The sequence below is a fragment of the Actinomadura sp. 7K507 genome, from assembly GCF_004348425.1.
GTDB lineage: Bacteria > Actinomycetota > Actinomycetes > Streptosporangiales > Streptosporangiaceae > Spirillospora.
In genome coordinates this window covers 19,323-31,671 of record NZ_SMKK01000095.1, presented here as the reverse complement: position 1 = coordinate 31,671, position 12,349 = coordinate 19,323, and the positions used below count along the sequence as shown (strand labels likewise).

The 12,349-nt window shown below is 69.5% G+C and carries 16 protein-coding genes; 10 read left to right on the top strand and 6 right to left on the bottom strand.

What is annotated here, in order from left to right:
• The 3 genes from E1285_RS21970 to E1285_RS21960 all read right to left on the bottom strand — a co-directional run.
• The coding region (locus tag E1285_RS21970) for a hypothetical protein (protein ID WP_132154970.1) at positions 1 to 262 on the bottom strand (262 nt) is incomplete at its 3' end.
• Positions 259 to 675: an ATP-binding protein gene (locus E1285_RS21965; RefSeq protein ID WP_243722966.1), complete on the bottom strand. Its 417-nt coding sequence runs from the start codon at positions 673 to 675 to the stop codon at positions 259 to 261. The genes E1285_RS21965 and E1285_RS21970, both read right to left, overlap by 4 nt.
• A gap of 2 nt (positions 676 to 677) precedes the next feature.
• Positions 678 to 1,001 (bottom strand): hypothetical protein, encoded by a 324-nt coding sequence (locus E1285_RS21960; RefSeq protein WP_132154966.1) that lies wholly within the window; start codon positions 999 to 1,001, stop codon positions 678 to 680.
• Between the two features lie 180 nt (positions 1,002 to 1,181).
• Here E1285_RS21960 and E1285_RS21955 point away from each other — a divergent pair, with 180 nt between their 5' ends.
• From E1285_RS21955 to E1285_RS21940, 4 genes are all read left to right on the top strand, one after another.
• A complete protein-coding gene (locus tag E1285_RS21955) occupies positions 1,182 to 2,051 on the top strand; it encodes a helix-turn-helix transcriptional regulator (protein ID WP_279510082.1) in 870 nt (289 codons plus the stop codon).
• A 22-nt stretch (positions 2,052 to 2,073) separates the two neighbouring features.
• Positions 2,074 to 2,277, top strand: a complete 204-nt coding sequence (locus tag E1285_RS21950; protein ID WP_132154962.1) for a DUF397 domain-containing protein — start codon at positions 2,074 to 2,076, stop codon at positions 2,275 to 2,277.
• 150 nt (positions 2,278 to 2,427) lie between these two features.
• Entirely contained in the window at positions 2,428 to 2,631 is a 204-nt protein-coding gene (locus E1285_RS21945; RefSeq protein ID WP_347814095.1) for a DUF397 domain-containing protein, read from the top strand.
• 311 nt (positions 2,632 to 2,942) lie between these two features.
• Positions 2,943 to 3,482, top strand: a complete 540-nt coding sequence (locus E1285_RS21940) for a hypothetical protein (protein ID WP_132154958.1) — start codon at positions 2,943 to 2,945, stop codon at positions 3,480 to 3,482.
• Here the strand turns inward: E1285_RS21940 and E1285_RS21935 are convergent.
• A complete protein-coding gene (locus tag E1285_RS21935; protein WP_243722964.1) occupies positions 3,479 to 5,248 on the bottom strand; it encodes a transposase in 1,770 nt (589 codons plus the stop codon). The two genes, E1285_RS21940 and E1285_RS21935, sit on opposite strands and share 4 nt — an antisense overlap.
• Positions 5,249 to 5,609: 361 nt before the next feature.
• On the opposite strand from E1285_RS21935, the gene E1285_RS21930 reads away from it, so the two are divergent.
• On the top strand, positions 5,610 to 6,131 hold the full coding sequence (locus tag E1285_RS21930; protein WP_207946730.1) for a hypothetical protein: 522 nt from the start codon (positions 5,610 to 5,612) through the stop codon (positions 6,129 to 6,131).
• A gap of 67 nt (positions 6,132 to 6,198) precedes the next feature.
• On the opposite strand, the gene E1285_RS21925 is transcribed toward E1285_RS21930, so the two are convergent.
• Positions 6,199 to 7,083, bottom strand: a complete 885-nt coding sequence (locus E1285_RS21925; RefSeq protein ID WP_132154956.1) for a bile acid:sodium symporter family protein — start codon at positions 7,081 to 7,083, stop codon at positions 6,199 to 6,201.
• A gap of 136 nt (positions 7,084 to 7,219) precedes the next feature.
• Between E1285_RS21925 and E1285_RS21920 the strand changes: the two genes are divergently transcribed.
• On the top strand, positions 7,220 to 8,014 hold the full coding sequence (locus E1285_RS21920) for an SDR family oxidoreductase (protein WP_132154954.1): 795 nt from the start codon (positions 7,220 to 7,222) through the stop codon (positions 8,012 to 8,014).
• Between the two features lie 13 nt (positions 8,015 to 8,027).
• Here E1285_RS21920 and hsaA read toward each other — a convergent pair whose 3' ends face one another.
• Complete coding sequence (gene hsaA, locus E1285_RS21915) at positions 8,028 to 9,194, bottom strand: 3-hydroxy-9,10-secoandrosta-1,3,5(10)-triene-9,17-dione monooxygenase oxygenase subunit (protein ID WP_132154952.1); 1,167 nt, start codon at positions 9,192 to 9,194, stop codon at positions 8,028 to 8,030.
• A gap of 144 nt (positions 9,195 to 9,338) precedes the next feature.
• On the opposite strand from hsaA, the gene E1285_RS21910 reads away from it, so the two are divergent.
• From E1285_RS21910 to E1285_RS21895, 4 genes are read left to right on the top strand one after another with little or no spacing between them, the layout of a single operon-like run.
• Positions 9,339 to 10,505, top strand: coding sequence for a Rieske 2Fe-2S domain-containing protein (locus E1285_RS21910; protein WP_132154950.1), 1,167 nt, complete (start codon positions 9,339 to 9,341; stop codon positions 10,503 to 10,505).
• Positions 10,502 to 10,738, top strand: a complete 237-nt coding sequence (locus tag E1285_RS21905; protein ID WP_132154948.1) for a ferredoxin — start codon at positions 10,502 to 10,504, stop codon at positions 10,736 to 10,738. Before E1285_RS21910 ends, E1285_RS21905 begins: the two co-directional genes overlap by 4 nt.
• The gene (locus E1285_RS21900; protein ID WP_132154946.1) at positions 10,735 to 11,526 is read left to right on the top strand and encodes a glucose 1-dehydrogenase; all 792 of its coding nucleotides are present in this window, start codon (positions 10,735 to 10,737) and stop codon (positions 11,524 to 11,526) included. The genes E1285_RS21905 and E1285_RS21900 overlap by 4 nt, the downstream gene beginning before the upstream one ends.
• Complete coding sequence (locus E1285_RS21895) at positions 11,523 to 12,311, top strand: SDR family NAD(P)-dependent oxidoreductase (protein ID WP_132154944.1); 789 nt, start codon at positions 11,523 to 11,525, stop codon at positions 12,309 to 12,311. Before E1285_RS21900 ends, E1285_RS21895 begins: the two co-directional genes overlap by 4 nt.
• The last annotated feature ends 38 nt before the right edge of the window (positions 12,312 to 12,349 follow it).

The window sequence follows — 12,349 nt, the reverse complement described above, 5'->3', positions numbered from 1 at the left end:
CGTCCCATACCCGCCCCCGTCCCGACCACAGTCGCGCCCGTGCGGCCTCCATCTCCGCCAGCGCACGCCACGCCTGCGCCTCTTGCGGAATGACCTCCAGCGCCTTACGCGCCTCCGGCGACAGCCCCGCGAACAGGAACACCGTCTCCGGATACGGCTCGGCCGATAGATCTTGGACGGCCTGACGCTCGCCTTGCCAAGCCGTATCACCACGCCAGGACGCCCTCGCATCGCGGAGGCGCTGCCCGATCATCCGCTTCATCGGACGACCTCGAACCAGACCGTGTGGCGTCCGTCCGCGCCCGGCAGCGTCCCCCAGCAGTCAGCCAGCCCGTTCACCACCATCAGGCCGCGCCCGGACTCGTCCCAGCCAGCACTCTGCGCAGGGATCAGGGGACGCCCGTCCGAGCCGCCGTCGTCCTGGATCTCCACCCGCAGCCGGTCCCCCGACACCAGCACGGTCACCCAGACCCCGCCACCAGGCAGGCCACTGGCACCGTGCCGGACGGCATTGGTGGTGATCTCGCAGACCATCAGGTCCACGTCGTCCAGATCGAACCCGTGGACGTTGCCGCCCAGCGCACCCGCCAGCGTCCGCCGCACCCGCGCCCGGACGTCCCGGACGTCGAGTACTCCGTCCGAGCACATCCGCTCGGCGTGCACCTCGTCCCACATGATCACCGCGTGACCCCGGCGATCCGCTCGGCCGCCACCCGCACCGATCTGCCCGGCGTCCGGTGGACGGAGTCCCACAGGTAGGACCACCCGCCGCCCTCTTGGACGACGAGCACCGCCATCGACCGCCGCCGCGACAGCACCGGCACCGACAGAACCGGCTCGGCCTTCCCGTCTAGGTACAAGACCGAGCCACGCCCGAGACTGCGCAGGTCTAGCATCAACCGAACCAGCATGTTCAGCCGCTCGACCGTCGCCGCCGGTACCTCCCTCCACTGCTCCTGCTCCTGCTCCACCGGCGACGGGCCGTTGGGTAGGTTCGTCATGGGTCCGACTCCTTTCCAGTCGGGCTTAGGCCCCGGACCGGTGTGGCCGCACCGGTCCGGGGCCGCTCCATTCTCCTGCGCCACCATGCGTCCGGTGGCATCCTGTAGTCGCAAGAATGCACCACGTCACATTGTGATGCAATACTGCATTCGAAATCCTTCCAGCGAGGGCAGGTCTCCGTGACGCGCAACCAAGATCAAGGTCACAGCCCCACCCTGCGGGCTCGTCGACTCGCGTTGGAGCTGACCAAGCGTCGCGAGACAGCGGGCATGTCCCGCGAAGAGGTAGCGCGTCGCTTGGAGTGGTCCAGCTCAACGCTGTTCCGCATCGAGACCGGCCGGACCAAGCCCCAGCCTCGTAGCGTCCGCGAACTGCTTGGACTCTACGAAGTCTCCGGCGCAGAGAAAGAAGGACTCGTACAGCTGGCGCGCGAAGCCCGACAGCCAGGGTGGTGGCACTCCTTCCGAGACGTCCTTCCTAACCCATATGAGGTCTTTATCGGCCTTGAGGCGGGGGCCACGACCATCCGGGCGTTCGAACCTCTGGCGGTACCTGGCCTCCTCCAGACCCCGGAGTACGCACGCGCCATGATCCGCGGTGGGCCGCAAGAACTTGACCCTGATGAGATCGACCGCCGTGTTCAGGTGCGCGTGGCACGACAGCAGATCCTTATGCGAGCTGACCGTCCGCGCCTTTGGGTAGTCCTTGACGAAGCAGCGCTCCACCGGACCGTCGGGAACGACACGATCATGCGCGAACAGCTTGCCCACCTGGTCGCCGTGTCCGAACAGGGAAGAACTACCGTGCAGGTCGTTCCGTTCGGGTCTGGTGCCCACGCAGGCACATCGGGGCCTTTCGTCATCCTGAACTTCGCCGAGCCCGCCGATCGGGACGTGGTGTACCTGGAGACCATCCCGGAGGGGGTGTACTTGGAGGGCGCAAACGATGTCGAGGCGTTTATGCTTGCATTTGACCGTCTGCTTGCGGCTGCCCTACCTCCCGACGACTCGGTCTCACTGATCCAGCGCGTGGCAGGTGCAGGCAGTTGAGCACGATCAAAGGACGTACGGGATGGACAACGCCGATATATCCCGTGCCACGTGGCGCAAGAGTTCCCGAAGTGGCCAGAACGGCAACTGTGTGGAGGTCGCCGACCTCGACGTGAGTATCGCCGTCCGCGACAGCAAGGCCCCGGACGCCGGCCACCTCACGTTCAGCCCCAACCAGTGGGCCGCCTTCATGACCCAGGCACAAGCCGGACACCACGACGGGTAACCAGGGCACCTCGCCGACAGCACCGGGATGCCCCGCCTGGGGTATTGCGTCCGATGTCCCCGGACGCAGGCCACCTCGCCTTCGATCGTCCAGCGTGGACCACCTTCACCGCCCAGGCAAAGGCCGGAGTCTATGACAGAACCATGGACGATGATGCCTGATCTGACGCGTGCCACATGGCGCAAGAGCACGCGAAGCAACGGCGCCGGCGGCAACTGCGTCGAGGTCGCCGACCTCGACGTGGGCATCGGCATACGGGACAGCAAGGCCCCGGACACCGGCCACCTCACGTTCACCACCCGAGTGTGGGTGACATTCCTTGCCCAGGCCAAGACCGGACGCCACGACCGGTAACGCACTCCCCCGGCAGGATCCAAAGGGCTCCCGGGCGATCAAGATGCTCTTCACCCGAGCGGCACCTACGGCTCTCTGGGGATCACCCGTGACCTACGGGAGGCGGAGTTCTGCCAGCGCGTCGCGGGGCGCTTCATCCACCACACGCCCGACGACTCGGACCGCGCCAGCGACGGAGCGGCATCCATCAGGACTACCGTGGCCGCCATGGAGAAGGCCGGGCTACCGATCGACCCCGACCTGTGGGCCACGGAGGGTGACTGCAGCCAGTGTCACCAGGGGTGTCACGACTCTCCCAGGACTACGTGAGCGTGCGGAAGCATCGTTGGGACGAGCTGCCAGAAGAGGCACGGGCGGCTGTGGAGGACCGTCACGGGACGGTGTTCAAGGCCGAGTCGGCGGAGCGGGGCGTCACTGCGAGGCTTCACACCGAAGGCGGCAGCTTTTTCCTCAAAGGCGTTCCGGCGAACGATCCCGCCACCCGGCTCTTCCTTCGTGAGCGTGCTGCGAACCTGACGCTTTCGCCGGCCGTCCCCGCGCCCCGGATGCTATGGACGGCCGACGCCGGGGGCTGGGCGCTGCACATGTTCGACTTCATCGACGGCGCGCGGCACGCTGATCTATCCCCCGGCTCCGCGGAGCTGCCCGGCGTGCTCGACACGCTCTCCCGACTCGGAGGACCGGGCGGCACACTCCCGAGCGTCCTGGTGAACCTTGAGATGCTCCAGGAGACGGCCGCCGCGCTCCTGGGCAAGAACTTGAGTGGGCCACAGTGGGGGATGCACGCCGAAGCGCTCAAGGCACTGTCCCCAGAGTCGCTGCTGCTCGCGGAGTTCCCGAACCGTTCCTAGACAGTGTCCAGGAGTGAGTTTTGTACCCACCTCCTGGTACTGCGCGTATCCCGAACGGTGTTGGATGCGCTGGTTGCCCGCGTTCCGTGTGTCCCGGTCCGGGGGCGTGCATCGTGTGCGCGTTCCGTGACGGGTGGGCGGGTTTCCTCACGCCCTTGGGCACTCGGTTCGGCCTGGACGGTCCGATGCCCGACAGCATCGCTCTGGTGCTGGCGGGGCGGTGTCGTCCGTCGCCGGATCGGGTGTCCGAGGGCGCGTCTGCCGATCGCCACCGAGGCGGCGTCATGGCGGGTCATTTCACGTTTGCTGGTGGTGAGGGGTTTGCGCCAGTGCTGGTCGCCCCAGCGGGAGGTGTAGGCCGGGTCCACCGCGACGATCGCCAGACCCTGCTCGGCGGCCATCGAGACCAGCCGCGCCCTGAGCTTGGTGGTGGGGAAGCCGGAGATCAGCTGCCGGAACCGTTTACGCCGCCCGTGTTTCTCCCGGGTCTTGTCTTGGGCGAAGTCGAGGTCTTCGATGGCGATGGCGGCGACGCCGCAGCGCCGGGCCCAGTGCAGCAGCCTGGTGATGGCGTGCCGGATCTGCGCGTCCCGGTGCGTGGTGGTGCCGGTCAGGTCGTAGCTGAACCGCATGGGGTCGCCGACCGGGTTGCCGCAGGTGTCCAGGCGGTAGGCGGCCAGGTGGTCGGCGTTGGCGTCCACCCCGATGATGCCGCGGGCACGGGCCGCCTCCAGCGACACCGCGGGGACGGCGGGGCGCTGCCAGGACGCCGTCAGGTACCAGCGGCCTCGGTCCGGGTCGTGGTAGATGCGGTAGGCCACCGCCCGGTCGGCGCAGATGCGGTCGGCCCACTCGGCGGCCCGGTGCGCGAAGCCGACGCGGGCGGTCAGGACGTAGCGGGCGTGCGGCGCGTTGGCCAGATGCGCCAGCGGTGCGGGCAGCTTGATCGCTACTTCGCCGTCGGGGGTGACGCGGATGGTCTCGTTGCCGTACCGCTTCCCCGACTCGCCGTCGGCCTGGCAGAACCGGCGCCCGGCCTCCCACCGGGCCCGCCACTGCTCCTGGCTCAGCCCTGCGGCGTCAAGGTGGTGGCGGTGGTTCAGCAGGTGCTTGCCGCCGCGCACCACGTGCACCCGCCCGGCGTCCCAGTCCGCCCGTACGGCGGCGAGACGGTCTTTGAGGACGTGCAGGCGGCGGGACTTGGCGAACCACTCCCGCCTGGACCGGTACCCGCCGACTGCCTGCCGGGTGCCCTTCTGGCCGATCGGGACCGACAGCCGCCGCTCGATGACCGCGATCCCGGCTTCCAGACTGTTCAGGTGCGCGAGGTGGCTGCGGCGGGCCAGCGCCCACTGGTCGTGGGTGGCCTTGGTGATCGATCCGGCCCACCGCGCCGACGACTCCCCCGTCAACGCCCGCTTACGCGCCGCCCACCCGTCGGCGTCATGCGCCGTCCCCGCCCGGCACCGGGCTTTGAGGTCACGACCGGCCAGCGACCCCAGATGCGCCGCCACCTCGCGCAGCACGTTCTCGTCCTGGAACGTGAGGACTTTGAGCCGGGTCCGGATCGCCACCCCCGACGGGCCGGCGGCCAGGAACGGCGCATCGATCGGCCGCAGCCGCTGCGAGTGCCCGCCCCGCACCGCAGTCTGCGCCGCGGTTTGCGCTGCGGTCCGCCCGACCTGGCAGATGGCATCGTCCACGCCGGGGTGGGCGGCCGCTGCGGGGACGGCGTCCACACCTTCGACGATGGCGGACTGCGACATGACGGATACTTTAAGTCACTCTCCTCGAACATGCAATCGACCCACATGAGCACCATCGTGCCCCGTCACATGGCATCCCACCCCCGGCACGACAGCGAACAGCCCCCAGCGCACCACTCGTTCCACCGGCTTCATGACCACACCCACGTCACTCATGAACGGCTATGCACACTCATGAACACTCACCCGCCAGCAGGTATGAACCCCCGACTCGGCGCGCCGCGTCCTGGAGGCCGTCGGTTCCGGCGACCGCACCCACGCGAACATCGCCGCCACCGCCGGCGGCCGTAACGAGGCCCTGCCGTCCGGCACCCTGTCCCCGCTGCTTCGCCGCCTGACCGAGGAGAAACGCGTCCTCGACGTGGACGAGCCCCTGTCCACGAAACCGGGGAGACCGGCGCTGTACCGGATCGCCGACAGCAACCTGCGCCTCTACCTGGCGGCGCTCCGCACGGCCCACGAGCAGACCCGCCGAGGCCGGTCGGAAGCGGGCTTCCGGCTGATCGAACGCCGCTGGGCGTCATGGCGGGGCCGGGCGGTGGAGCCGCTCGTCCGGCAGGCCCTGGAGCTGTCGGACCTGCCCTGGCCGGACGTCGGCGCGGTCGGTGGCTGGTGGAACCGGCGCTTCGACCCCGAGATCGATCTGATCGGCGCCGACCGGGCACCCGTGGCCGGACGCATCCGTTTCGCCGGCTCGATCAAGTGGCTGAACAGCCCCTTCGACGATCGCGACCTGACCGGCCTTCGCGGCTCCGTCACCGCCGTCCCGGGCCTGGACCCGGCGCAGACCGCACTCGTGGCCGTCTCTCTTTCGGGCGTCCGCACCACGGGCGGTGTCGACCTGGTGTGGACGCCGGACGACGTCCTCGCCGCCTGGCCGTAAGCGGAAAGCGTCAGCGCCGCTCTCCGGCGGCCTGAGCGATATCCGGCCGACGGGAAGGCGCCGTCAGCTAAACGTGGGACTCCGTCTCCTGTCGGTTCGTCGGGTTGGTGCGGGTGATGGTGAAGCCGAAGGCCGTGGCGAGCAGGTACATGACGATGCTGTAGACGGCGGCGGGGATGGCGACCGTCGTGCTGTCGAGGACGCTCAGGGCGATGGTCAGTGCCACGGTGGTGTTGTGGATGCCGACTTCCATGGAGGTCGCGATCGCCTGCTCGCGCCGGAGCCGGAACAGTCGCGCTCCGGCGTAGCCGAAGGTGAGGCTGGCCAGGCAGAACAGGGTGACCACGAGCCCGACCTCGCGGACGTACTCGACGAAGTGCTCCCTCTCGCCGAGGATGGCGCCCAGCGAGACCGCGACCAGCACGACGATCGAGAAGATCCGGACCGGCCGGTCGGCGCGCCGGGCGAAGTCGTCCGACCGCCGGCGCACCAGCATGCCGATGGCGACCGGCACGAGGACGATGGCGATGACCTGGACGACTTTGCCGAACTGGAGGCCGAGCGTCCCCTCGGCGTCGAAGAAGTCGATCGCCAGATTGGTGATCAGCGGGATGCTGACCGCGGCGAGCACCGAGTTGATCGCGGTGAGCGTCACGTTCAGGGCGACGTCACCGCGGAACAGGTGGCTGAAGAGGTTGGCCGTCGTGCCGCCCGGTGACGCGGCCAGGAGCATCACGCCGACGGCGATCAGCGGGTCGACGTCGAAGGCCTGGACCAGGCCGAAGGCGACCAAAGGCAGCACGATCACCTGGAGGACGAGCGCGACGATCACCGCTTTCGGGCTGCGGGCCACCCTGCGGAAGTCGCCAGTGGTCAGGGAGAGCCCGAGCCCGAACATGATGATGGCCAGCGCCACCGGGAGCCCGACGGAGATCAATGCTGAGTCGTTCACGGTGTTCCTTCATGGGGGTACGCCCGGTCGTCCGGGCGGTGAACAGCGATGTCGCGGTGACGTAGTCGGCTTTACCTACCGCGATACCGGGTGTTTTGTCCACAACGAGACCGGAATGCGGAGCTAAGGGATGGAAATGTCTTCGGCAGGTGCGCTCGACGGCCGGGTCGCCATCGTGACCGGGGTGAGCCGGAGGGCGGGGATCGGCTTCGCGGTGGCCGCGGAGCTGCTCGCCGCCGGCGCCTCGGTACTGGTGCACTCGTGGTCGCCGCATGATGCCGGCCAACCATGGGGCGCCGATCCCGTGGGAGAGGCCGGGATCGTGGAACGCCTGGGTGGTGAAGGTCCCCGGCTTCGGCACATCGCCGCCGACTTCGCCTCCCCGCAGGCGCCCGAACGGGTGGTGAACGCGGCGGTGGAAGCGTTCGGCGCGGTGGACGTGCTGGTCGCCAACCATGCGCGCAGTTCGGTCCAGAGCCTGGCCGAGGTCACCGCGGCCGAACTGGACCTGACCTGGGCGGTGAACGCGAGGGCGAGCGTCCTGCTGGCGCAGGCGTTCGCGGCCGTTCACGACGACGACCGGCCGGGCGGACGGATCATCCTGTTCACCTCGGGCCAGCACCTGGCCCCGATGAGCCGGGAGTTGCCGTACGCCATCAGCAAGGGCGCCATCCACCAGATGACTCTCAGCCTGTCGGACGCGCTGATCGACCGGGGCATCACGGTGAACACGGTCAATCCCGGGCCGGTGGACACCGGCTGGGCCGACCCCGATCTGACCGAGCGGGTCGGCCGCGCGCTTCCCCGCGGGCGCTGGGGCAGACCGGCCGATGTCGCCCGCCTGGTCCGCTGGATGGCCGGCGACGACAGCGCCTGGATCACCGGGCAGGTCGTCGACTCCGAGGGCGGCTTCCGACGCTGGGTCATGTGACCGTAGGGGCGGGTCAGACGAGGTTGTCTTCTACCTTGAGGCCGAATTCGCCGCGGCCGTACATGGACAGGGCGTGTTCCACGTCGTTGGCTACGTGGACGCTGCCGGCGTGGGCGTCGCGCCAGGCGCGCTCGATGACGTTGCCGCGCTGCAGGGAGTTGCCGCCGGCGGTCTTGAACAGGATGTCGATCGCCTGGATCGCGCGTTCGGTGCCGCGGACCTGGTCGCGGCGGGCGCGCAGCCGCAGCTCCATCGGGATCTTCTCGTTGCGGACCGCGTACTCGTGGATCTCCCGGACGTTCCGGTCGGTCTGCAGGACCGCGGCGTCGATCTCGGACGCGGCGCGGGCGACGGCGACCTGCGCGAACGGGTCCTCGACGAACCGGCCGCCGCCGAGGCTCAGCCGGATCCGGTCGCGCATCCGGTCCACGTAGTGGTCGTGGCAGCCGGCCGCCATGCCGATCACGCCGGCGGTGACCGTGCTGGTGAAGATCGTCCCGAACGGCATCCGGTACAGCGGGCCGCCGTTGACCTTGCGGCCCGGGTTGCGGAGCTGCGCCTGCTCGAAGTTGCGCATCGCGCGGTGCGCGGGCACGAACGCGTTCTCCACGACGATGTCGTCGCTGGCGGTGCCGCGCAGGCCCATCGAGTCCCACACCTCGCGGACCTCGTAGTCGTCCTTGGGGACGAGCACCGTCATGAAGTCGACGGGACGTCCCTCCGCGCCCACGACGAGCGCGCCGAGCAGCGCCCACGAGGTGAACTCGACGCCGGAGGAGAACGACCACCGCCCCGTCACCTCGTAGCCGCCTTCGACCGGGGTGAGCCGGCCGATCGGGGCGTAGGACGAGGCGATCAGCGTGTCCGGGCCCGCTCCCCACACCTCTCGCTGCGCCTCGTCCTCGAACAGGCCGAGGTGCCAGGAGTGGACGCCGAGGATCGCCGCGACCCAGCCGGTGGAGCCGCAGACGCCGGAGATCGCCCGGACGACCTCGTAGAAGGCGACCGGGTCGTCCTCGGCGCCGCCGTAGCGGGTGGGCTGGAGCATGCGGAACACGCCGGCGGCGGTGAGGTCGCGGACGGTCTCGGCGGGGATGCGCCCCTTCTCGTCCACGGACCGGGCACGCTCGGCGATGCCGGGCAGCAGCGCGCGCACGGCGTCCAGGACCTCGTTGCTCATCCCCGCTCCTTCCCTAAGGCGACCGTTGAAGGACACCATGTCAGGGTCACCGCGCGAGCGGGAACGTCCCGGCCAGCGAGACTCGCCGGAACGGGACGGCGACGTGCGACCTAACGTTCGAATCACCCATCCGTCTTCGAAGGGATGATCCACGTGACCGCAACCGAGTCGGACGCCGTCCGCGCCATCGAGGCGGAGGCGATCTCCTCCCGTTTCGCCCGGGGATGGCACTGTCTCGGGCTGGCCGAGAAGTACCGGGACGGCAAGCCCCACACGGTCAACGCGTTCGGGCAGAAGCTCGTGGTCTTCACCGGTGCGGACGGCAAGACCAACGTCCTGGACGGCTACTGCCGGCACATGGGCGGCGACCTGTCGGACGGCACCGTCAAGGGCAACGAGATCGCCTGCCCGTTCCACGACTGGCGCTGGGGCGGCGATGGGCGCTGCAAGTCGATCCCTTACGCGCGCCGCGTCCCACTGCGCGCCCGGACCGCGGCGTGGCCGACGATGGAGCAGGACAAGCTGCTGTTCGTCTGGAACGACCCGGAGGGGAACAAGCCCCCGGCGGACGTGACCATCCCCGTGATCGAAGGCGCGACCCGCGACGACTGGACCGACTGGCGCTGGACGGAGCAGGTGGTCCACACCAACGCCCGCGAGGTCATCGACAACGTCGTCGACATGGCGCACTTCTTCTACATCCACCAGTCGTTCCCGACGTTCTTCAAGAACATCTTCGAGGGCCAGGTCGCCACCCAGATCATGAAGGGCGTGACCCGGGAGGACGCGCGCCGCCAGCGGGAGGGCTCCGGCCGCGGCGGGCCGCTGATGCTGGGCAACACCTCCGTCGCGTCCTACCACGGCCCGTCTTTCATGATCGACGAGCTGACGTACCACTACGAGGGGTACGACCTGAACTCCGTCCTGATCAACTGCCACTACCCGATCGACGAGAACTCGTTCTCGCTGCACTCGGGGATCATCGTGCAGCACAGCGACAAGCTGCCGGCGGAGGCGGCCGAGGCGACGGCGCAGAAGCTGTCGGAGTTCATCCTGCTCGGCTTCCAGCAGGACGTCGAGATCTGGAAGAACAAGACCCGCATCGACAACCCGCTGCTGTCCGAGGAGGACGGGCCCGTCTACCAGCTGCGCCGCTGGTACGACCAGTTCTACGTCGACGTCGCCGACGTCAAGCCGGAGATGACCGACCGGTTCGAGTTCGAGATCGACACGACCCGTCCCGTCGAATCGTGGCAGAAGGAGGTCGACGAGAACCTCGCCCGCATGGACTCCGAAGAGGTCTCGACGTGACGGCCCGCCAAGACGAACGCCTCCTGGACGGCCCGCTGCTGCCCGTCCGCTGCCGCCGCTGCGCCGCCGAGGTGCTGGTGCGCAAGGCGAGCTGGGAGCAGACCAGCATCCAGTGGAACGCCGAAGCGCGGGCGGCGTGCGTGGGTATCCAGGACCCGCACGACACGTGCCCGGCACTGCGCTCGTCCATCCAGGAGGCCGCGCTGAACGGCGCGGTCCAGGTGATGGAGTGACCGGTGGACGGCTGGCCGGGCGGGTCGCGGTCGTGACCGGCGCGGGCGACGGCATCGGACGCGGCGTCGCCCGCCGCTTCGCCGCCGAGGGCGCCCGCGTCGTGGTGGCGGAGCTGAACGAGGAGACCGGTGAGCGGGTGGCCGCCGAGATCGGGGAGAACGCCCGTTTCGTCCAGACCGACGTCACCGACAAGGCCCAGGTGCACGCGATGGTGGCCGCCGCCGCGGAAACCTGGGGCACCGTGGACGTCCTGGTCAACAACGCCTGGGGCGCCGGGACCGTCGGCCGCGTCGAGGCCAAGACCGACGAGCAGCTCACGCGCGGCTTCGCCATGGGCTACTACGGCCCGCTGTGGGCGATGCAGGCCGCGTTCCCCCACATGAAGGCGCAGGGCTGGGGACGCGTCATCAACATGTGCTCCCTGAACGGGGTCAACGCCCACATGGGGACGCTGGAGTACAACTCGGCCAAGGAGGCGCTCCGGACGCTGACCCGCACGGCCGCCCGCGAGTGGGCGCCGTCCGGCGTCGTCGTCAACGCGATCTGCCCCGGCGCGAAGAGCGCGGCGTTCCGCCGGGTGGCGGCCGAGCACCCGGAGATCGAGGCGGCCGCCGACCGCGCCAACCCGATGGGCCGCCTCGGCGACCCGGAGACCGACATCGCGCCCGTGGCGGTGTTCCTCGCGTCCGAGGACGCCCGCTACCTGACCGGAAACACCCTGTTCGCGGACGGCGGCTCGCACATCAACGGCGTCGCCTGGACCCCGGACCTGGATGGAGAACAGTGATCGACGAATATGGCCCGTGGGCCGTCATCGCCGGCGGTTCGGAGGGGGTCGGCGCCGCGTTCGCGCACCGGCTCGCCGACGCCGGCGTGAATCTCGTCCTCATCGCCCGCAAGCCCGGCCCCCTGGCCGAGACGGCCGGCGCCGTCCGGGCGAAGGGCGTGGAGGTCCGTACCCTCGAACTCGACCTGGTCGCCCCCGACCCGCTCAAGGCGATCCGCGAGGTCACCGACGACATCGAGGTCGGGCTCCTCGTCTTCAACGCGGGCGCGAACAGCTACGGCCACGAGTTCGTAACCGGCGACCTGGACCGCTTCCAGGGCGTCATCGACCTCAACATCACCGCCCAGCTGGCCTTCACGCACCACTTCGGCGCGCTGATGAAGGAACGCGGACGCGGCGGAATCCTGCTGGTCGGTTCCCTCGCCGGCTACATGGGGCAGGCGCAGATCAGCATCTACTCGGCCGTCAAGGCGTTCGGCCGCGTCTTCGCCGAGGGCCTCTGGCTGGAGATGCGCGAGCACGGGGTGGACGTCCTGGAACTCGTCCTCGGCGTGACCCGCACCCCCGCGATGGAACGTGCCGGCCTGAACATGGACATGCCGGGCCTCAACGTCGCCGACCCCGACGACATCGCCCGCGAGGGCCTCGAACACCTCAAGGACGGGCCCATCCGGGTCGCCGGCGGCAACTACGAGGCGGCCCAGAAGCGCGCGGGCTTCCCCCGCGACCGCAAGCTCCTCGCCGCCCACGAGGCCATGCGCCGCATGCTGCCCGACCCGTCCTAGCCATGGCCACACGCACCGTCCCGTGGGGACGGACGCCG